The sequence below is a fragment of the Sphingobium sp. IP1 genome (genome assembly GCF_002708645.1).
Classification (GTDB): Bacteria; Pseudomonadota; Alphaproteobacteria; order Sphingomonadales; family Sphingomonadaceae; genus Sphingobium; species Sphingobium yanoikuyae.
This window is the reverse complement of the sequence record NZ_NOIW01000017.1, coordinates 56,782-76,863: the sequence shown is the minus strand read 5'-3', so window position 1 is coordinate 76,863 and position 20,082 is coordinate 56,782. Positions and strand designations below refer to the sequence as shown.

Here is a 20,082-nt window from a genome sequence, read left to right as displayed (position 1 = left end):
GTGCGGCTGGGTAGGGGAAGGGCAAGGCGGCGTCGGCCAAGCTATTGACGCCACGAATTTGGAGAGAAGCCTTTCATGTCGAAGCTCGCCATCATCGAACAGCTGGAAGCCAAGCGCGAGGGCGCCCGCATGGGCGGCGGCCAGCGCCGCATCGACGCGCAGCATGGCAAGGGCAAGCTGACCGCGCGGGAGCGGATCGAAGTGCTGCTGGACGAGGGCAGCTTTGAAGAGCTGGACATGTATGTCGAGCATAACTGCATCGATTTCGGCATGGACGAACAGCATATTCCGGGCGACGGCGTGGTCACCGGATCGGGCACGATCAACGGCCGCCTCGTCTATGTCTTCAGCCAGGACTTCACCGTCTATGGCGGCGCGGTGTCGGAACGGCACGCGATGAAGATCTGCAAGATCATGGACATCGCGATGAAGGTCGGGGCGCCGGTGATCGGCCTTAACGACAGCGGCGGCGCGCGCATCCAGGAAGGTGTCGCCTCGCTCGCCGGCTATGCCGAGATTTTCCAGCGCAACGTGCTGGCATCGGGCGTGGTGCCGCAGATCAGCGTCATCATGGGCCCCTGCGCGGGCGGCGCGGTCTATTCGCCGGCGATGACCGACTTCATCTTCATGGTGAAGGATAGCAGCTTCATGTTCGTAACCGGGCCCGACGTGGTCAAGACCGTCACCAACGAGGTGGTGACGCAGGAGGAACTGGGCGGCGCGATCACCCACACGACCAAATCGGGCGTGGCGGACGTGGCGTTCGAGAACGACATCGAAGCGCTGCTGGCGGTGCGTGATTTCGTCGACTTCCTGCCCGCGTCCAACAAGGAACCGGTGCCCGAGCGGCCGAGCGCGGACCCGTGGGACCGGCTGGAGGACAGCCTCGACACGCTGATCCCGGCCAATGCCAACCAGCCCTATGACATGCACGAGCTGATCCGCAAGGTGGTGGACGAAGGCGACTTCTTTGAAGTGCAGCCGGCCCATGCGGGCAATATCCTGTGCGGTTTCGGCCGGATCGAGGGCAAGACGGTGGGCATCATCGCCAATCAGCCGATGGTGCTGGCCGGCGTGCTCGACATCAACTCGTCCAAGAAGGCTGGCCGTTTCGTGCGCTTCTGCGATGCGTTCGAAATTCCGATCGTCACCTTCGTCGACGTGCCGGGCTTCCTGCCGGGCACCGCGCAGGAGCATAGCGGCATCATCAAGCATGGCGCCAAGCTGCTGTTCGCCTATGCCGAGGCGACCGTGCCGAAGATCACCGTCATCACGCGCAAGGCCTATGGCGGCGCCTATGACGTGATGAGTTCCAAGCATCTGCGCGGCGACCTCAACTATGCCTGGCCGACCGCCGAGATCGCGGTGATGGGCGCGAAGGGCGCGGTCGAGATCATCTTCCGCGGCAAGACGCCCGAAGAGATTGCCGAGAAGACCAAGGAATATGAAGACCGCTTCGCCAACCCGTTCGTGGCGGCGAGCAAGGGCTTCATCGACGAGGTGATCCAGCCCCACTCGACCCGCAAGCGGATCGCGCTGGGCCTGCGCAAGCTGCGCAACAAGGCGCTGGAGAACCCCTGGAAGAAGCACGACAATATTCCGCTCTAAATAACGACGTCATCCCCGCGAAAGCGGGGATCCATCCCCCGACATCGCTTCTTGGGGATGGGTTGGGAGATGGGTTCCCGCTTTCGCGGGAATGACGACATTGGGAATGATGTGATGAAACTCGGCCGTCTCAACCATATCGGCATTGCGACCCCTTCGCTGGAGGCTTCGCTCGCTTATTATCGCGACATCATGGGCGCGACGCTGACGCATGAGCCGTTCGACCTGCCGGCGCAGGGGGTGAAGGTGTGCTTTGTCGACACGCCGGGTGAAGGCGGCACAGCGGGGACGCAGATCGAGCTGATCGAGCCGCTGGGCGAGAACAGCCCGATCCACGGCTTCATCGCCAAGAATCCGGCCGGCGGGCAGCATCATATGTGCTATGAAGTGCCCGACATCATGGAAGCCAAGGCCTGGTTCGAGGGGCTGGGGAAGAAGGTGCTCGGTGAACCCCGCATCGGCGCCCATGGCACGCCGATCTTCTTCGTCCACCCCAAGGACATGAACGGGGTGCTGACCGAGATCATGGAGACGCCGAAGGACGGCGCGCATTGATATCACCCCTCCCGCTTGCGGGAGGGGCAGCGAGACTTGGCGGCTTTTCCGCCTAGTCGCAGCGGGGTGGGCACGGGACAGCCCACTCCAACTTCGGCTAGCCAACAAGTTGGCAAGCCTGCGTATCCTCTCCCGCCTGCGGGAGAGGAATAAGGTAGGGACTAGGATGACCGAGAAGCCGACATTGGACCAGTGGGCCGCCGCTGCCGCCAAGGAAGTGAAGGGCAAGGATCTGAACTGGGATACCCCGGAGGGTATCGTGGTGAAGCCGCTCTATACGGCCGAGGATGTGACCGTCGATCCGGGCCTGCCGGGCTTCGCCCCCTTCACCCGCGGCGTGCGGGCGTCCATGTATGCGGGCCGCCCCTGGACCATCCGCCAATATGCGGGCTTCTCGACCGCCGAGGAATCCAACGCCTTCTATCGCCGCAACCTCGCCGCCGGGCAGAAGGGCCTCTCGGTCGCCTTCGACCTAGCCACCCATCGCGGCTATGACAGCGACCATCCGCGCGTCGTCGGCGACGTTGGCAAGGCGGGCGTGGCGATCGACACGATCGAGGACATGAAGATCCTGTTCGACGGCATCCCGCTCGACAAGATGAGCGTGTCGATGACCATGAACGGCGCGGTGATCCCGATCCTTGCCTTCTTCATCGTCGCGGGCGAGGAGCAGGGGGTCGAGCGCAAGCTGCTCGACGGGACCATCCAGAATGACATCCTCAAGGAGTTCATGGTCCGCAACACCTATATCTACCCGCCCGAACCCTCAATGCGGATCATCTCGGACATTTTCGGCTATACGTCGCGCGAGATGCCCAAGTTCAACAGCATCTCCATCTCCGGCTATCATATGCAGGAAGCTGGCGCGACACAGGTGCAGGAGCTGGCGTTCACCATCGCCGATGGCGCGGAATATGTGCGCTATGGCGTGGCGAGCGGGCTCGATATCGACAAGTTTGCCGGGCGGCTGAGCTTCTTCTTCGCCATCGGCATGAACTTCTTCATGGAGATCGCCAAGCTGCGCGCCGCGCGCGTGCTGTGGCATCGCGTCATGACCAAGCTCGGCGCGCAGGATGAGCGCTCCAAGATGCTGCGCACCCATTGCCAGACGTCGGGCGTCTCGCTGACCGAGCAGGACCCCTACAACAACGTCATGCGCACCACCATCGAGGCGATGGCGGCGATGCTGGGCGGCACCCAGTCGCTGCACACCAATGCGCTGGACGAGGCGATTGCGCTGCCGACCGACTTTTCCGCGCGCATCGCGCGCAACACGCAGATCGTCATCCAGGAAGAGACCGGCATGTGCAATGTCGTCGATCCGCTGGGCGGCAGCTATTATATCGAGGCGCTGACCCAGCAGCTGGTCGACGCCGCGCAGGAAATCATCGACCGCGTGGAAGCCGAAGGCGGCATGGCCAAGGCCGTGGGCGCCGGCTGGCCCAAGGCGATGATCGAGACTGCGGCGGCCGCCCGTCAGGCCCGCGTCGACCGGGGCGAGGATGTCATCGTCGGCGTCAACAAATATCGGCTGGCGAACGAGGATCTGCTCGAAACCCTCGAAGTCGACAATACCAAGGTCCGCGAAGCCCAGATCGCCCGGATCAACCGGGTGAAGGCCGAGCGCGACGAGGATGCCTGTCAGGCCGCGCTGCAATCGCTGCGCGATGCAGCCGCCGCGCCGCAGTCGATCGAGACGAACCTCCTCGCCCACGCCGTCGAGTGCGCCCGCGCGCGCGCCACGCTGGGCGAAATCTCCGCCGCCATGGAAGACAGCTTCAACCGCTATGGCACCCAGCCGACGCCGGTGAAGGGCGTCTATGGCGCGCCCTACAAGGATGACAGCCGCTGGAAACAGGTTCTCGACGGGGTGCAGGCCGTCGAACGGCGCCTCGGCCGCAAGCCCAAACTCCTCGTCGCCAAGATGGGGCAGGACGGGCACGACCGGGGCGCCAACATCATCGCGTCGGCTTTCGGCGACATGGGCTTTGATGTCGTGTCCGGCCCCTTGTTCCAGACGCCGGAGGAAACGGTGGTGCTGGCGCTCGACAGCGGCGTCGATGTGGTCGGCGCATCGTCGCTCGCCGCCGGGCACAAGACGCTGATCCCCGAACTGATCAACCGGCTGCGCGACCACGGCCGTAGCGACATCAAGGTGATCGCAGGCGGTGTCATCCCGCCGCAGGATTATGACTATCTTCGTGACGCAGGGGTTCAGGGCATTTATGGGCCGGGTTCCAATGTCGTGGAGTGCGCCGCCGATGTGCTGCGCCTGCTCGGCCACAACATGCCCCCGGCGGGGCTAGAGGAAGCTGCGTAAATGAATACCCCCTGCACCCTGACCGCCCGCAACGACTGGACGCGCGAGGAAATCGCCGCGCTGTTCGACCTGCCGTTCAACGACCTGATGTTCGAAGCGCAGTCGATCCACCGCGCCAACTTCCCGCGCAACGAGGTGCAGTTGTCGACGCTGCTGTCGATCAAGACCGGCGGCTGCCCGGAGGATTGCGGTTACTGCAACCAGTCGGCCTCGGCGGAAAGCGGGCTGAAGGCCGAAAAGCTGATGAGCGTGCAGGCGGTGATGCAGGCGGCGGCGCAGGCGAAGGACGCGGGGTCTTCGCGCTTCTGCATGGGCGCGGCCTGGCGCAACCCCAAGGATCGCGACATGCCCGCCATCGTCGAGATGGTGAAGGGCGTGCGCCAGATGGGCATGGAAACCTGCATGACGCTGGGGATGCTCAGCGAAAGCCAGGCCGATATGCTCGCGGAAGCCGGTCTCGATTATTACAACCATAATATCGACACCTCGCCCGAACATTATGAGAAGGTCATCACCACCCGGACCTTTGACGATCGTCTGGTGACGCTGGAAAATGTCCGCAATTCGGGCATCAACGTCTGCTCGGGCGGCATCGTCGGCATGGGCGAGGCGCGCGAGGATCGCGTCGGCTTCCTCCACGCGCTGGCCGTGCTGCCGGTCCATCCGCAGAGCGTGCCCATCAACGCGCTGGTCCCGGTCAAGGGCACGGTGCTGGGCAATATGCTGGCCGACACGCCACTGGCGAAGATCGACGAGATCGAGTTCGTGCGCACGGTCGCGGTCGCGCGGATCGTGATGCCGGAAAGCATGGTGCGTCTGTCCGCGGGTCGCGAAAGCATGACCGATAGTTGCCAGGCGCTCTGCTTCATGGCCGGCGCGAACAGCATCTTCACCGGCGACAAGCTGCTGACCACCGCCAACGCCGGCGACAATGCCGACGCGGCGCTGTTCGCCAAGCTCGGCGTCGTGCCGATGCAGGCGGAAGTGAAGGTCGAGTTGGAGGCGGCGGAGTGACGAAACCCGGCGGCCGCAAGATCATGCTCTTCGTGGTGCTCAGTATCGCTTACTGGGCCATCGCGTCGATCGTGATCGTGATGGGTGCCATTCGAGTGTGCGGAATGTCGCCGGACACGGCTGAAGTCTGCGATCCGACGCCGATCGGCATCGTGATGGCAATTGTCTTTGTCCTGTTCGCTGGCTTGTCGGTGATTTTCTTCAAGGCGCAGTTGTCGGGAGTGGATGAGTGACCGTGCATCCGTTCAGTTTCGTCACCCCGGCCTTGAGCCGGGGTCCCGCTTCTTCTTTACGGTCGTGCGGAAAGAAAGCGGGATGCCGGATCAAGTCCGGCATGACGATAGAGTTGGGGGCGGCCGAGTGAAACAGGTTCTGACGCTTGCGTGGATTGCCCTTGGTATTGCCGCTCTTGCGCGCCTTGGATTGTTCGCGTGGCGTCTGACCTTCGGTTTCGGCGATGTCATTCATATCAATATCTTTGTCGCATTGCTGATCTTTCTTCTGGCTCTTGCATGGGTCGCCAGTTGGGCAGTCAAACGGCGGCAGTAGCGACAAATCTCAACTCCCGTTCGCCCTGAGCTTGTTGAAGGGCCTTACTTCTCTTCGAGAAGAGAGGTGAGAAGGAACGGGGCTTCGACAGGCTCAGCCCGAACGGCTGATAGGATAGGACTGGGACAGGAAATATAATGGCAATCACCAAGATCCTGATCGCGAACCGTGGCGAAATTGCGTGTCGTGTCATGCGCACGGCCAAGAAGATGGGCATCAAGACCGTCGCGGTCTATTCCGATGCCGACGCCCGCGCGCCGCATGTGCTGATGGCCGATGAAGCCGTCCATATCGGCCCGCCGCCCGCCGCCCAATCCTATCTGATCGCCGACAAGATTATTGAGGCGTGCAAGGCCACCGGCGCCGATGCGGTCCATCCCGGCTATGGCTTCCTGTCCGAGCGCGAGAGCTTCCGCAAGGCGCTGGACGCGGAGGGCATCATCTTCGTCGGCCCGCCCGCAAATGCCATCGCCGCGATGGGCGACAAGATCGAATCCAAGAAGCTGGCGATGGAAGCGGGCGTCAACGTCGTGCCCGGTTTCGTCGGCGTGATCGACGACACCGAGCACGCCGTCCGCATCTCCAACGAGATCGGCTATCCGGTGATGATGAAGGCCTCGGCCGGCGGCGGCGGCAAGGGTATGCGCCTGGCCTACTCCGAACAGGACGTCCGCGAAGGCTTTGAGGCGACCAAGCGCGAAGGCCTCAACAGCTTTGGCGACGACCGCGTCTTCATCGAGAAGTTCATCGAAAGCCCGCGCCATATCGAAATTCAGATACTGGGCGACCAGCATGGCAATATCGTTTACCTGAACGAGCGCGAATGTTCGATCCAGCGCCGCCACCAGAAGGTGGTCGAGGAAGCGCCGTCGCCCTTCGTCAGCCCCGAAATGCGCAAGAAGATGGGCGAACAGTGCGTCGCCCTGGCCCGCGCGGTCGGCTATTTCAGCGCCGGCACGGTCGAACTGATCGTCAGCGGCGAGGACAAGACCGGCGACGGCTTCTACTTCCTCGAAATGAACACCCGGCTTCAGGTCGAACATCCCGTCACCGAGGAAATCACCGGCGTCGACCTGGTCGAACAGATGATCCGCGTCGCCAATGGCGAGAAATTGTCCTTCGGCCAGGCGGACGTGAAGATCAACGGCTGGTCGATCGAGAACCGCGTCTATGCCGAAGACCCCTATCGCGGCTTCCTGCCGTCCACCGGCCGCCTGATCCGCTATAATCCGCCCGAAACCGGCACGGATGAGAGCGGCGCGCTGATCCGGGTGGATGACGGCGTGCAGGAAGGCGGCGAAGTGTCGATCTTCTACGATCCGATGATTGCCAAGCTGATCACCTGGGCACCCACGCGCCTCGAAGCCATCGACAAGCAGATCGAGGCACTCGACAAGTTCGAGATCGAAGGGCCGGGCCATAATATCGATTTCGTGTCCGCGCTGATGCAGCATGAGCGCTTCCGCTCCGGCAACATCACCACCGGCTTCATCGCGGAGGAATATCCCGAGGGCTTCCATGGCGCGCCGGCCTCGCCGGAATTGCTCCAGCGCCTGTCCGCGATCGGCGCCTTCGCAGCGATGGCACAGGCCGACCGCGCCCGCCGCATCGATGGGCAGCTTGGCAAGCGTCTTGCCCCGCCCACCGGCTGGCAGGTGAAGATCGGCGACGCCGTTCATGATGTCGTGATCGACGGCGACGAAGTGACGGTCGATGGCGAGAGCATCGACATGGCGCTGGAATATACGCCCGGCGATCGCCTGATCGAGGCGGAATTTGGCGAGGGGCAGCTGGCGGTGCGGATCGCGCCGATGCGGTCGGGCTTCGTGCTGACGGCGCACGGGGCGAGCCACAAGCTGCGCATCCTGCCCGCCCACGCCGCGCCCTATGCCGCGCACATGATCGAAAAGATCCCGCCCGATCTCTCCAAGTTCCTCATCTGCCCGATGCCCGGCCTGCTGGTCGCACTCAACGTCAAGCAGGGCGACAAGGTCGAGATCGGCCAGCCGCTCGCCGTGATCGAGGCAATGAAGATGGAGAATATCCTGCGCGCTGGCAAGGCGGGCACGGTCAAGAGCGTGTCGGCGGCCCAGGGCGAAAGCCTGCCGGTCGACGCGGTGATCCTGGAACTGGAGTAAGCATTCCTCCCCGGAACGGGGAGGGGGACCACGAAGTGGTGGAGGGGGGATGCTTCTGGACGCGGCCTCGCATTTGGGGCACGCCCCCTCCGTCGGCTTCGCCGCACCTCCCCGCAGGCGGGGAGGAGATGGAGTTCCTGCATGCACCTGACCCACGACCCCAACGCCCCCGCCGCCGACCCGATCGCCTTCGACGATTTCCTGAAAGTGGATATTCGCGTCGGTACGATCGTGGCGGCCGAACCCTATCCCGAGGCGCGCAAGCCCGCCTACAAGCTGTTGATCGATTTCGGCCCGACGATCGGTCACAAGAAGTCCAGCGCGCAGATCACCGAAAATCACCCACTGGAAGAGCTGCCCGGCCGACAGGTCGCCGCCGTGGTCAATTTCCCGCCGCGCCAGATCGGCAAGTTCATGTCGGAAGTGCTGACCCTGGGTTTCGCCGATGCGGCCGGCGCCGTCATGCTGTTCGCGCCCGACAAACCCGTGCCCAATGGTTCGCGGCTGTTCTGAACCTGTCCTACAAAGGGGGGCCATGCTATGCCGTCCGCATGACGGCCATGCGCGTGCTGTTGGAAATTTCCTTTCCCGTTGGCGCATGAAGATGTCAAAATATACGGGAAATATGCGAAGTTAAGGGGGCGGGATGACGCAGGCGGTCGGGGGCGACTATGTGATGGATGCGAAGCGGGACCGGTTGGTCATCACCGCTTCGGCACTCGGCACGGTGTTCGAATGGTATGATTTCTACATCTACGGTGTGCTGGCGCCGATCATCGGCCGCACCTTCTTCCCGACCGACAATCCGACCGTCGAACTTCTCTATTCGCTGGCCGGCTTCGCGATCGGCTTCGGCTTCCGGCCGCTGGGCGCGATGCTGTTCGGCTATCTGGGCGATCGGCTGGGGCGCAAATATACGTTCCTTGCCACCATCGTCCTGATGGGGCTGGCGACGGCGGGCGTCGGGTTGACCCCGTCGGCAGCCAGCATCGGCGTCGCCGCGCCGGTCATCCTGATCCTGCTCCGCATCGCGCAGGGGCTGGCGCTGGGCGGCGAATATGGCGGCGCGGCCATCTATGTCGCCGAACATGCGCCGGCCGGAAAGCGCGGCTTCTATACCAGCTTCATCCAGGCCGGGGTTATCGGCGGCTTCATCCTGTCGCTGATCGTCGTGGTCGGCACCCAGTGGATCGTCGGCATGGAGGTTTGGGACGCCTGGGGCTGGCGCATTCCCTTCATCTTCTCGCTGGCGCTGCTCGCCATTTCGTTGTGGATGCGGCTGATGCTGCGCGAAAGCCCGGTCTTCACCGCGATGAAGAAGGCCGGGCAACAGGCGAAGAACCCGCTGAAGGAAGCCTTCACTGCGCCGGGCAACAGGAAGCGGATGCTGGTGGCGATGATCGGCATCGCCGCGGGTTTCACCGTGATCGCCTATACGGTGATGTTCCAGGCGCTCTATTTCCTGCAAAGCGGCCTGCATGTCGCGCCGGGCGTCGCCCAGTTGCTGGTCGGCGGCAGCGCCTTTGCCGGCATGGCGAGCTTCATCTTCTTCGGCTGGCTGTCGGACCGGATCGGGCGCAAGAAGCCGATCGTCATCGGCTATGCACTGGTGCTGCTGCTGGTCATGCCGCTCTACCAGTTCATGGGCGCGACCGCGAACCCGGCGCTGACGCAGGCGGCTGCACGGGCGCCGGTGGTGGTGAGCGGTCCCGATTGCCGGTTCGATCCCTTCGCCAAGATACAGCCGACCGCCTGCGGCAAGCTGCTCGATCATTTTTCCAAGCGCGGCATCCCCTATGACAAGCGCAGCGGTGCGGCCCCGGCGGTCAGCATCGGCGGCGTGGCCGTGGCGGACCTCAGCAGTGACGGGATCGATGCGGCGCTGACGGCGCAGGGCTATGATTTCGGTGTTGTCCGCCCCGACTGGCCGCGTGCGCTGATGCTGTTCGCTGCGTTGCTATTGCTCTGGACCCTGTCGGGTGCGACCTATGGCCCGGTCGCGGCGCTTCTGTCGGAATATTTCCCGGCGCGCATCCGCTACAGTTCGCTCTCCATTCCCTATCATATCGGCACCGGCTATTTCGGCGGTTTCCTGCCGCTGGTCAGCCAATATATCGTCGCGCGGACAGGCGATCCCTATGCCGGGCTGTGGTACACGATCGTTGTGGTGGCGCTGGCGCTGGTCACCTGCCTCGTCGCCTTGCCGGAAACGAAAGGACGCCCCCTCGACGCCTGAGCCCCGGCGCGCTATCGGCTGCGGGCAATGACTGGCTATATTGCTCCGCTCCGCCTGCGCCTCGATGGCGATGCGCTGCTTTCCAACTGGCGCTGGCTGGCGCGGCAGGGCGGCGCCCCGGCCTGTGGCGCGGCGATCAAGGCCGATGGCTATGGGCTGGGTGCGGCCGGCGTCATGCAGCGGCTGAAAGATGCGGGCTGTCGCGATTTCTTCGTGTCCAACTGGGGCGAGGCTGCAGCGCTCGAAGCGCAGATGGACGGTGTGAACTTCGCCGTCCTGCACGGCGTGCGCGACGAGGATATGGCGCAGGCGCTGGCCTCGCGGGCCCGGCCGGTGCTCTGTACGCCGGGGCAGGTGGCGCGCTGGAAGGCGGCAGGTGGCGGCGCCTGCGACCTGATGATCGATACCGGCATGAACCGGCTCGGCCTCGACTGGCGCGCCGACCTCAGCGAACTGGTTTCGGGGCTGGAGATCGTGACGCTGCTCAGTCATCTCGCGTCTGCGGACGAGGACAGCGATCTCAACCCGACGCAACTGGCCCGTTTCCGGGATGTTCTGGCCGCAGTGCCCGCGCAGCGCTACAGTCTCGCCAACAGCGCAGGCATCTGCATGGGCGCGGACTATGGCTTCGACCTGACCCGGCCGGGTATCGCCCTTTATGGCGGCGTGCCGCATCCCGATGCGGTGCCGCATCTCCGCCCGGTCGTCCAGCCGCAGGCCCAGATATTGCAGCGTCGCGCGGTGATCGCCGGCGACACGATCGGCTATAACGCCACCCATCGCGCCGAGCGCGATCTGGAGATCGCGATCCTCAACATCGGCTATGCCGACGGCTATCTGCGCGGCTTTTCGGGGCGCGGTGCGGCGCTGGTCGATGGCATCCGCCTGCCGGTGCTGGGCCGGGTCTCGATGGACCTGCTGGCCGTCGATGTTGGCGCCCGCCCGGACGTTGCGGAGGGCGACTGGCTGACGATCGACTATGATCTGCCGCAGGCGTCGCAGGCGTCGGGCCTGTCGCAATATGAGCTGCTGACGGGCCTCGGCAAACGGTTCGACCGGATTTGGACCTGATGCGAAAAGGGCGCCGATCACGAGACCGGCGCCCTTCGCTATTCAGTCGCTGGCGCTCAGCGCTCGATGCACATCGACACACCCATGCCGCCGCCGACGCAGAGGGTGGCCAAGCCCTTCTTCGCGTCGCGCTTCGCCATTTCATAGAGCAGGGTGGTCAGCACGCGCGCGCCCGATGCGCCGACCGGATGGCCGATCGCGATCGCGCCGCCATTGACATTGACCTTGGCCGGATCCCAGCCCAGTTCCTGGCCCACGGCCAGAGCCTGCGCGGCAAAGGCTTCGTTCGCTTCGATGAGGTCCAGGTCAGCGACCGACCAGCCGGCCTTTTCCAGCGCCTTGCGGCTGGCCGGGGCCGGGCCGATGCCCATGATCGACGGATCGACGCCGCAGGTGGCGAAGCTGGCGATGCGGCCGAGGATGGTGGCGCCGCGCTTGGCGGCTTCATCGGCGCTCATCACCACCAGCGCGGCGGCGCCGTCATTGATGCCGCTGGCATTGCCGGCGGTCACGGTGCCGTCCTTCTTGAAGGCCGGGCGCAGGCCTTGCAGCGCTTCGATCGTGGCGCCGGCGCGGATATATTCGTCCTGGTCGACGATGGTGTCGCCCTTGCGGCCCTTGATCGTCACGGGCAGGATTTCGTCGGCGAAGCGGCCCGATGCGCGCGCGGCTTCCGCCTTGTTCTGGCTGGCGACGGCGAACTCGTCCTGGGCTTCGCGGCTGATCTGATATTTCTCGGCCAGGTTCTCGGCGGTGATGCCCATATGATAGCCCTGGAACGCGTCGGTCAGGCCGTCATGGATCATCGTGTCGACAAAGCTGACCGGGCCCATTTTGGTGCCGCCGCGCAGCATCTGGGCATGGGGGGCGAGCGACATGCTTTCCTGGCCACCGGCGACCATGATACGGGCGTCGCCGGCCTTGATCGCCTGTGCCGCGAGCGCGACGGCGCGCAGGCCCGATCCGCACAGCTGGTTGAGGCCGATGGCGGTGCGCTCGACCGGGATGCCGGCGTTGACGGCGGCCTGGCGGGCGGGGTTCTGGCCCTGGCCTGCGGTGAGGATCTGGCCCAGGATCACTTCGTCCACTTCTTCGGGCGCGACGGCGGCCTGTGCCAGCGCGGCAAGGATGGCCTGGCGGCCCAGTTCATGTGCCGGAGTCGTGCCGAAGGCGCCCATGAAACTGCCCACGGCGGTACGCTTGGCGGCGGTAATGACGATGTCTGACAAAGGCTCGATCCTCACTAGTGGTAATGTTGTTTTCGCAGGCGCACATAACATCATCCGCCATGGCGGGAAAGCCAAAGGGACAGCGGATGCCACAGCATGTCGGGTGCCCGCTGGCTCAATATCATGCCGACATGGCCAAGGTTCAATATCCGGCTTTCCGTAAGGGACGGGGCGGCCGCGGCGGGCACGATTCGATCGGTTGCCGAAGCGATCGACAAGCTGGGGCAGGGGAGCGAGACCGGGTCTATGACGGTCCCGTCAATGTGCCATTCCTTTCGCCCGCTCGCATTTGCCGCATAGAGCATCTCGAACAATTGCTGCCCGGCGGCATAGGTGAGCGGTGCGCCTTCATTGGCCCAGTCCTCGACCGCGAGGAAGGCGCGTTCCTCGTCGGAGTCGGGGGCCATGTCGGCGAAGGCCGCATATTTCTGCACGGTCCGCTGCGGATCGAGCGCCCAGAAGCCCGATTGCAGCGCCTCCATCGGCACATAGCCGAGCCGGTCGCACACCGGCTTCGCGCCGCGCCACAGGGCGGCGATCTCGGCAAGGTCGGCGGGCGGGAAGCCGGCAAAGTCCCAGGGTGAGGCGATCGTCGCTAAGGCTGCGACCCTATGCAATGCTGCGGCTGCAATGGCGATCGTGCCGCCCAGGCAATAGCCGACCAGGATCGGTGGGCGCCGCAATGCAGCGAGCATCGGGATGAGGCGGTCGGTGACATGCTTGTCCAGGCCGAGGCTGCGGTCGGCGGCCGTCGGCGCGCCCCAATCGACCAGATAGGCGTCATGGCCCGCTGCGGCCATATGGCGCAGCATGGAGCGGCTTTCCGACAGGTCCAGCACCTGGGGCGGGTTGATCAGGGAGGGGATGAAGACAACCGGCGCCCGATCGTTTTCCGGTGCCAAATCAGCCTGATACCGCAGCAACCGGGCACTGCCCGCCGTTGCGGCGATGGGGCATGGTGGTGGTGGGGACGGACGCTGCGCCTCCTGATAGCGACGCAGGCCGATGAAGGCGCGGCGACGCAAATCAGGATCATGCTCTGTTTCGCGCCATAAAATGTTGAGAAAAAGGGGTAAAGGACGCGGGCCATGTTGCGGCGCGGCATCGCCCTGTGCTAATGCGGGATGAGCAGGTGAGGGAGAGACAGGCATGGCCAAATCGAAGGCTGCTAATGAATCCGAACCGGTGGTTATCAAGAAGTACGCTAACAGGCGGCTCTATAACACCGAAACTTCAAGTTATATCACGCTGGACCTTTTGTCGCAGATGACCCGCGAGGGGCGCGAGTTCGTCGTCGTCGACGCGAAGACCGGCGAGGACATCACGCATAATGTCCTGACCCAGATCATCATGGAAGAAGAACAGCGCGGCAAGAACATGCTGCCGGTCAACTTCCTGCGCCAGTTGATCGCCATGTATGGCGATTCCATGCAGTCGATGGTGCCGCAATATCTCGAAGCGTCGATGGACGCCTTCCGCAAGAACCAGCAGCAGTTCCAGGAAGCCATGAAGGGCGCCTTTGGTGGTGGCCCGCTGGCCGAGATTGCCAAGCGCAACATGCAGATGTTCGAGGCCGCGGCGAGCGCGTTCGGCAATGGCGTTCCGGGCATGCCGGGCGCCACGCCCAGCCCGACGCCGGCGGCGACCGAAGAAAGCAAGGATGACGAGATCGCCGTCCTGAAGGCGCAGCTGGCTGCGCTCAATGCGAAGATCGACAAGCTGAGCTGATCCACCATGGCCAAGGCGGATAGACTGGAGCGCCTGGATATCCGCCGGGCGGAACTGGAAGAGGAATATCGCGCGGCGCTGATTGCGGCGCTGCGCGTGACCGCTGGCGGGCGCTGGGGCCTGTTTGGCCATAACAGTGACCGATGGACGCGTGAAAACGCCAAGCCCATGGTGGATCAGCTGGAAGAGCTGGCAGCCGATATAGATCGGCTGCGAGAACAGTTGGGTCTCGAAGGCTTTGACTTGCACCAACAGTTTCTGGCCGCGCGCGGCAAGCCGGCGGCTGATGCGGTGGGCGAGCCCAAGCAGGCGAAGGCCTGGCTGGAACGACTGGGCGCCGACGCCGACTGAACCCCGCCCGACGCGATGCTTGGGGGTCGACAGGGATGGCGGGTCTGGCCTATGGCGCCCCATCCACTTCAATACAGGCGACAGACCCCGTGAAACACGCCCTTAACGTTACCCGCGAACAGGATTTCGCTGCCTGGTATCAGGCCGTCATCACCGAAGCCGACATGGCCGAGGAAAGCGGCGTGCGCGGCTGCATGGTGATCCGTCCCTGGGGCTATGGCATCTGGGAACGGATCCAGACCCTGCTTGATGCGCGGATCAAGCAGACCGGCCACGAAAATTGCTATTTCCCGCTGTTCATTCCGCTCTCCTATTTCGAGAAGGAAGCCGAGCATGTCGACGGCTTCGCCAAGGAAATGGCGGTCGTCACCCATCATCGCCTGATCCAGAAGGACGGCAAGATGGTGCCCGATCCCGAAGCGAAGCTGGAAGAGCCGCTGGTCGTGCGCCCGACGTCGGAAACCGTGATCGGCGCCGCCTTCAGCCGCTGGGTCCAGAGCTGGCGCGACCTGCCGGTGCTGATCAACCAGTGGGCGAACGTCGTCCGCTGGGAAATGCGCACCCGCATGTTCCTGCGCACCAGCGAATTTCTGTGGCAGGAAGGCCATACTGCGCACTCGACCGTCGATGAGGCGATGGAAGAGACGATGAAGATGCTCGAAGTCTATCGCAGCTTTGCTGAGGAATGTGTCGGCCTGCCGGTCGTCGCGGGCGAGAAGCCGGAGAATGAGCGTTTCCCCGGCGCCGTCGCGACCTATTCGATCGAGGCGATGATGCAGGACGGCAAGGCGCTGCAGGCCGGCACCTCGCACTTCCTGGGCACGACCTTCAGCCAGGCGCAGAATATCAAGTTCCAGAATGCCGAAGGGCAGCAGGAACTGGCCCAGACCACCAGCTGGGGCATGTCGACCCGGATGATCGGCGGCCTGATCATGGTGCATGGCGACGATGATGGCCTGCGCGTGCCGCCGCGCGTCGCGCCCTATCAGGTCGTGGTCGTGCCGATGCTGCGCGATACCGAGGAAGATGCCGCGATCGTCGATTATTGCACCGATCTGGTGAACCAGCTGAACGGGCTGGATGTGTTCCGTGAGCCGGTCCGCGCGCTGCTCGACAAGCGCCCGTCCAAGGCCGCGACCAAGCGCTGGGGCTGGGTCAAGAAGGGCGCGCCGATCGTGATCGAAGTGGGCGGCCGCGATGTGGCCGGTGGCAATGTCTCGGTCATCCGCCGCGATCGCCTCTATCGCGCGGATGGCAAGCTCGACAGCCAGATCGTCGCCAAGGGCGATTTCGTTGCCGGTGCGACCGCGATGCTGGAGGATATCCAGATGTCGCTGTTCGCCGATGCCAAGGCGCGTCTGGACGGCAATATCGACAAGTCGATCACCGACCTTGACGCGCTCAAGGCCTATTTCAAAGCCAGCAAGAACCCCGGCTGGGCGCTGGTCCAGTGGGCCAAGCCGACCGGCGCGGAACTGGAGAAGGTCGTGCAGTGGCTCAAGGGCGAGAAGCTCACCCTGCGCAACGTGCCGACCGACGCCGAAGCGGCGGACGGCGCCTGCATCTTCACCGGCGGCACTGCCGTCGAGCGCGTGCTGGTGGGCCGCAGCTACTAAATATTATTTCCCCTCCCTTTTAGGGAGGGGATTAAGGGGTGGGTAGCGAGCGAAGCGAGCCTTTCGCTGCCGCTACGCGGCAGACCCACCCCCGGCCCCTCCCTGGAAGGGAGGGGAGCAAGCGTTACTCCACCCCGAATTGCTCCAGCGCGAAGGCGCTATATTCCGCCTGGTCGCGATAGCGGCGGAAGCGGCCCGACTTGCCGCCATGGCCGGCCTCCATGTTGATGCGGAAGACCAGCGGGTTGCTGTTGGTCTTGGTCGCGCGCAGCTTGGCGACCCATTTGGTCGGTTCATAATATTGGACCTGGCTGTCCCATAGGCCGGTGCCGACGAACAGGCTGGGATAGGCCTTCGCCTCGACATGATCGTAGGGCGAATAAGCCAGCATTACATCATACCAGGATTTCTGCTCGGGATTGCCCCATTCGTCATATTCGCCGGTGGTGAGCGGGATGGTCGGGTCGAGCATGGTGGTCACGACATCCACGAACGGTACCTGCGCGATGATGACCTTATAGTCCTGGGGCGCCATGTTCGCGACCGCACCCATCAGCAGGCCGCCGGCGCTGCCGCCCATCGCGGCGACGCGGCCCTTCTTCGCATAGCCCTGATCCACCAGCGCGCGCGTCACGTCGATAAAGTCGGTGAAGCTGTTCATCTTGTTCTTGAGATGGCCGTCATCATACCATTGGCGACCCATTTCCTGGCCGCCGCGAATATGCGCGATGGCATAGACCACGCCGCGATCGAGCAGGCTGGGGAGCAGGGGCGAAAAGGCCGGATCGGTCGAATAGCCATAGCTGCCATAGGCATATTGGTAGAGCGGGGCCGAGCCATTCTTCTGGAAGCCCTTGGCGTAGATGAGCGAGACCGGGACCTTCGTGCCGTCGCGCGCGGTCGCCCAGACCCGTTCGGTCACATATTTGGCGGGATCATAGCCCTTTACCTCCTGGACCTTCAGTATCTTGCGTTCGCCCGTGTCAACATTCACCTCATAGGTGGTTTCGGGCGTGCGCAGGCTGTCATAGGTGTAGCGGACCCAGGGCGTGCCGCTTTCGGCATTGACGTCCAGCGCCATGGCATAGGCGGGCTCGTCGGCATTGACGAAGCTGCTCTTGCCGGCCTTGGTGAGCAGGCGCAGGCGCTTATTGCCTTCCGAGCGTTCCTCGATCGCGAGGAAACTGTCGAAGGGCTGGAAATTCTCGATGAAGACGTTGGCGCTGGTCGGCACGATGTCCGTCCAGGCGGCGCGGCCCTTGGCGGCATCGGCGTCCGATACGGTCATCAGCCGGTAATTGGGGGCCTGCCAGTTGGTGCGGATCGTCCATTGGCCGCCCACATTGTCGCTGCTGTAGAGGAAGTCGCGTTCGCGCGGGGCGAGCGGCGTGAAGCTTGCCGGATTGGCGGACGGGGCGCAGCGCTCCTCATTGCTGACGGTCGATTGCAGGACGATGCAGATGAACTTATCCGACGTCGTCGTCTTGAGGCCCATGTAGAAGCTATCGTCCTTCTCCTCATAGACCAGCCGATCGGCGCCGACAGGCGTTCCCAGAACATGCGCCTTCACCCGCTTGCCGAGCAGGGTGGTCGGGTCTTTCTCGACATAGAAGATCGTCTTGCTGTCATCGGCCCAGGCGAAATCAGGTTCGGCATTGGGGATTTCGTCGCTCAGTAGCTTGCCGTCAGCGAGTCCCTTGACCCGGATCACATATTGGCGGCGGCCGACCAGATCCTCGGCATAGGCGAGCAGTCTGTCGTCGGGGCTGACTTCCTTGCCACCGATCGCGAAATAGCCCTTGCCCGCGCCCATCCCGGGCTCGTCGAGCAATATCTGCTCGGGCGCGTCCATGCTGCCCTTGCGCCGGGCGACGATGGGATAGTCGCCGCCGGTCTCGAAGCGGCTATAATACCAGTAGCCCTTCTTGCGATAGGGGACGCTGCTGTCGTCCTGTTTGATGCGGCCGGTGATTTCGGCAAAGAGCTTGTCCTGCAACGGCTTGGTCGGCGCCAGCAGCGCGTCGGCATAGGCATTTTCCGCCGCCAGATAGGCGAGCATCTCGGGGTTCTTGCGGCTGTCGTCGCGCAACCAATAATAAGGATCCTGCCGCGTCGCGCCGAAGGGCGCCTTCACTTCATGCGGCTTCTTTGCCGCGACGGGTGGTTTGGGGGCGGTCTGCGCCTCGGCGGTGGTGGACAGTGCGGCAATGCTGAGGCTCGCCATGAGCCAGGCCGAAGTGCGGATCATATTCCCTCCCTGCGAATCGCATGGCGGAGGCTGACATGATGGCGGGCAGGGGGAAAGATGATCCGGGCCGGCCAAAAGCAATGGCCGGCCCGAATTTAAGCTATGCGTTCAGTTACAGCACATATTTGCTGAGGTCGGTGTCATGGGCGACGGCCGACAATTGCTTGTCGACATAGGCCTGATCGATCACCAGCGTCTCGCCGCGGCGATCCTCCGCCTCGAAGCTCACATCCTCCAGCAGCTTTTCCATGACGGTCTGCAGGCGGCGGGCGCCGATATTCTCTACCTCGCTGTTCACCTCGGCGGCGATCTTCGCGACGGCACGGATGCCCTCGGGCGTCAGGTCGATCGTCACTTCCTCGGTTGCCAGCAGCGCGCGATATTGCGCAACAAGGCTGGCCTTGGTGTCGGACAGGATCGCGACGAAATCCTCCTCGGTCAGCGCCTTCAGCTCCACCCGGATCGGCAGGCGGCCCTGAAGCTCGGGCAGCAGGTCGCTGGGCTTGGCCACATGGAAGGCGCCCGACGCGATGAAGAGAATATGGTCCGTCTTGAGCGGGCCATATTTGGTCGAAACGGTCGTGCCCTCGATCAGCGGCAGCAGGTCGCGCTGCACGCCTTCACGGCTGACCGACCCGCCGCGCACGTCGCTGACGGCGATCTTGTCGATCTCGTCGAGGAAGACGATGCCATTCTGCTCGGCGCTGGTGATGGCGACGCGGGCGACATCGTCCTGGTCGAGGCGCTTGTCCTGCTCTTCCTCCACCAGCTTGTCCCAGGCGTCGGCGACGCGCATCTTGCGGCGCTTCTTCTGCTGCTGGCCAAAGGCCTTGGACATCATGTCGCTGAGGTTGATCATGCCGACCTGGCCGCCCATGCCGGGGATTTCCATCGGCATCGACGGGGTGTCGGCGACTTCCACCTCCACCTCGACATCGTTCATCTGGTTGCCCTCGATCTTCTGACGGAAGGAGAGGCGGGTGGCTTCGCTGGCATCCTTGCCGGTCAGCGCATCGAGCAGGCGGGCCATAGCCGCTTCCGACGCGGCTTCGCGCACGGCTTCGCGGCGACGGTCCTTTTCCAGCCGCACCGCTTCCTCGACCAGATCACGGACGATCTGTTCCACGTCGCGACCGACATAGCCGACCTCGGTGAACTTGGTGGCTTCGACTTTGACGAAGGGCGCGTCGGCCAGCTTCGCCAGGCGACGGCTGATCTCGGTCTTGCCGCAGCCCGTCGGCCCGATCATCAGGATATTCTTGGGCGTCACCTCGTCGCGCAGGTCGGCGGGCAGGTGCTGGCGGCGCCAGCGGTTGCGCAGCGCGACGGCGACGGCGCGCTTGGCATCATGCTGGCCGATGATATGCGCGTCGAGCGCGGCGACGATGGCTTTGGGGGTCAGATTGTCGTTCATGGTCT

Annotated in this window: 17 protein-coding genes; 12 read left to right on the top strand and 5 right to left on the bottom strand. The window is 63.9% G+C overall.

The features are described from left to right. Positions 1–75 precede the first annotated feature (75 nt). The 5 genes from CG471_RS08405 (at position 76) to CG471_RS08385 (ending at position 5,730) form a co-directional block, all read left to right on the top strand. Complete coding sequence (locus tag CG471_RS08405) at positions 76–1,608, top strand: acyl-CoA carboxylase subunit beta (RefSeq protein WP_099231547.1); 1,533 nt, start codon at positions 76–78, stop codon at positions 1,606–1,608. Between the two features lie 114 nt (positions 1,609–1,722). Beyond that, positions 1,723–2,163 (top strand): methylmalonyl-CoA epimerase, encoded by a 441-nt coding sequence (gene mce / locus CG471_RS08400; RefSeq protein ID WP_004207229.1) that lies wholly within the window; start codon positions 1,723–1,725, stop codon positions 2,161–2,163. Positions 2,164–2,329: 166 nt separating this feature from the next. Next, the gene (gene scpA / locus CG471_RS08395; protein ID WP_099231546.1) at positions 2,330–4,483 is read left to right on the top strand and encodes a methylmalonyl-CoA mutase; all 2,154 of its coding nucleotides are present in this window, start codon (positions 2,330–2,332) and stop codon (positions 4,481–4,483) included. Continuing rightward, positions 4,484–5,497, top strand: coding sequence for a biotin synthase BioB (bioB, locus tag CG471_RS08390; protein WP_099231545.1), 1,014 nt, complete (start codon positions 4,484–4,486; stop codon positions 5,495–5,497). Beyond that, positions 5,494–5,730, top strand: a complete 237-nt coding sequence (locus CG471_RS08385) for a hypothetical protein (RefSeq protein WP_099231544.1) — start codon at positions 5,494–5,496, stop codon at positions 5,728–5,730. The genes bioB and CG471_RS08385 overlap by 4 nt, the downstream gene beginning before the upstream one ends. Here CG471_RS08385 and CG471_RS30115 read toward each other — a convergent pair. Beyond that, positions 5,699–5,965, bottom strand: a complete 267-nt coding sequence (locus CG471_RS30115; protein ID WP_143560174.1) for a hypothetical protein — start codon at positions 5,963–5,965, stop codon at positions 5,699–5,701. The two genes, CG471_RS08385 and CG471_RS30115, sit on opposite strands and share 32 nt — an antisense overlap. Positions 5,966–6,183: 218 nt before the next feature. Here CG471_RS30115 and CG471_RS08375 point away from each other — a divergent pair, with 218 nt between their 5' ends. The 4 genes from CG471_RS08375 (at position 6,184) to alr (ending at position 11,491) form a co-directional block, all read left to right on the top strand. After that, positions 6,184–8,184: an acetyl/propionyl/methylcrotonyl-CoA carboxylase subunit alpha gene (locus tag CG471_RS08375; protein WP_099231542.1), complete on the top strand. Its 2,001-nt coding sequence runs from the start codon at positions 6,184–6,186 to the stop codon at positions 8,182–8,184. A gap of 141 nt (positions 8,185–8,325) precedes the next feature. Further along, positions 8,326–8,697: a tRNA-binding protein gene (locus CG471_RS08370; protein ID WP_099231541.1), complete on the top strand. Its 372-nt coding sequence runs from the start codon at positions 8,326–8,328 to the stop codon at positions 8,695–8,697. A gap of 133 nt (positions 8,698–8,830) precedes the next feature. Beyond that, positions 8,831–10,420, top strand: coding sequence for an MFS transporter (locus tag CG471_RS08365; RefSeq protein WP_099231540.1), 1,590 nt, complete (start codon positions 8,831–8,833; stop codon positions 10,418–10,420). Between the two features lie 27 nt (positions 10,421–10,447). Continuing rightward, a complete protein-coding gene (gene alr, locus CG471_RS08360) occupies positions 10,448–11,491 on the top strand; it encodes an alanine racemase (protein WP_099231539.1) in 1,044 nt (347 codons plus the stop codon). A 56-nt stretch (positions 11,492–11,547) separates the two neighbouring features. Here alr and CG471_RS08355 read toward each other — a convergent pair whose 3' ends face one another. Next, positions 11,548–12,720: an acetyl-CoA C-acetyltransferase gene (locus tag CG471_RS08355; RefSeq protein ID WP_004207221.1), complete on the bottom strand. Its 1,173-nt coding sequence runs from the start codon at positions 12,718–12,720 to the stop codon at positions 11,548–11,550. 50 nt (positions 12,721–12,770) lie between these two features. Next, positions 12,771–13,745 (bottom strand): alpha/beta fold hydrolase, encoded by a 975-nt coding sequence (locus tag CG471_RS08350; protein WP_099231538.1) that lies wholly within the window; start codon positions 13,743–13,745, stop codon positions 12,771–12,773. Positions 13,746–13,869: 124 nt separating this feature from the next. On the opposite strand from CG471_RS08350, the gene phaR reads away from it, so the two are divergent. The 3 genes from phaR (at position 13,870) to proS (ending at position 16,415) form a co-directional block, all read left to right on the top strand. Further along, on the top strand, positions 13,870–14,448 hold the full coding sequence (phaR, locus tag CG471_RS08345; protein ID WP_017502180.1) for a polyhydroxyalkanoate synthesis repressor PhaR: 579 nt from the start codon (positions 13,870–13,872) through the stop codon (positions 14,446–14,448). 6 nt (positions 14,449–14,454) lie between these two features. Next, positions 14,455–14,799, top strand: a complete 345-nt coding sequence (locus CG471_RS08340; protein WP_099231537.1) for a hypothetical protein — start codon at positions 14,455–14,457, stop codon at positions 14,797–14,799. Between the two features lie 89 nt (positions 14,800–14,888). Further along, the gene (gene proS / locus CG471_RS08335; protein ID WP_099231536.1) at positions 14,889–16,415 is read left to right on the top strand and encodes a proline--tRNA ligase; all 1,527 of its coding nucleotides are present in this window, start codon (positions 14,889–14,891) and stop codon (positions 16,413–16,415) included. Positions 16,416–16,539: 124 nt separating this feature from the next. Here proS and CG471_RS08330 read toward each other — a convergent pair whose 3' ends face one another. Both CG471_RS08330 and hslU read right to left on the bottom strand, forming a co-directional pair. Beyond that, on the bottom strand, positions 16,540–18,663 hold the full coding sequence (locus CG471_RS08330) for a S9 family peptidase (RefSeq protein ID WP_099231535.1): 2,124 nt from the start codon (positions 18,661–18,663) through the stop codon (positions 16,540–16,542). A gap of 112 nt (positions 18,664–18,775) precedes the next feature. Beyond that, complete coding sequence (gene hslU / locus CG471_RS08325; RefSeq protein ID WP_004207215.1) at positions 18,776–20,077, bottom strand: ATP-dependent protease ATPase subunit HslU; 1,302 nt, start codon at positions 20,075–20,077, stop codon at positions 18,776–18,778. Positions 20,078–20,082 lie beyond the last annotated feature (5 nt).

What these genes read in the sequence shown, in the direction of transcription:
- hslU (WP_004207215.1), bottom strand. Translation starts at nt 20,077, where the DNA reads ATGAACGACAATCTGACCCCCAAAGCCATCGTCGCCGCGCTCGACGCG.
- alr (WP_099231539.1), top strand. Translation starts at nt 10,448, where the DNA reads ATGACTGGCTATATTGCTCCGCTCCGCCTGCGCCTCGATGGCGATGCG.
- CG471_RS08365 (WP_099231540.1), top strand. Translation starts at nt 8,831, where the DNA reads ATGACGCAGGCGGTCGGGGGCGACTATGTGATGGATGCGAAGCGGGAC.
- phaR (WP_017502180.1), top strand. Translation starts at nt 13,870, where the DNA reads ATGGCCAAATCGAAGGCTGCTAATGAATCCGAACCGGTGGTTATCAAG.
- bioB (WP_099231545.1), top strand. Translation starts at nt 4,484, where the DNA reads ATGAATACCCCCTGCACCCTGACCGCCCGCAACGACTGGACGCGCGAG.
- scpA (WP_099231546.1), top strand. Translation starts at nt 2,330, where the DNA reads ATGACCGAGAAGCCGACATTGGACCAGTGGGCCGCCGCTGCCGCCAAG.
- mce (WP_004207229.1), top strand. Translation starts at nt 1,723, where the DNA reads ATGAAACTCGGCCGTCTCAACCATATCGGCATTGCGACCCCTTCGCTG.
- CG471_RS08375 (WP_099231542.1), top strand. Translation starts at nt 6,184, where the DNA reads ATGGCAATCACCAAGATCCTGATCGCGAACCGTGGCGAAATTGCGTGT.
- CG471_RS30115 (WP_143560174.1), bottom strand. Translation starts at nt 5,965, where the DNA reads ATGAATGACATCGCCGAAACCGAAGGTCAGACGCCACGCGAACAATCC.
- CG471_RS08330 (WP_099231535.1), bottom strand. Translation starts at nt 18,663, where the DNA reads ATGATCCGCACTTCGGCCTGGCTCATGGCGAGCCTCAGCATTGCCGCA.
- CG471_RS08370 (WP_099231541.1), top strand. Translation starts at nt 8,326, where the DNA reads ATGCACCTGACCCACGACCCCAACGCCCCCGCCGCCGACCCGATCGCC.
- CG471_RS08340 (WP_099231537.1), top strand. Translation starts at nt 14,455, where the DNA reads ATGGCCAAGGCGGATAGACTGGAGCGCCTGGATATCCGCCGGGCGGAA.
- CG471_RS08405 (WP_099231547.1), top strand. Translation starts at nt 76, where the DNA reads ATGTCGAAGCTCGCCATCATCGAACAGCTGGAAGCCAAGCGCGAGGGC.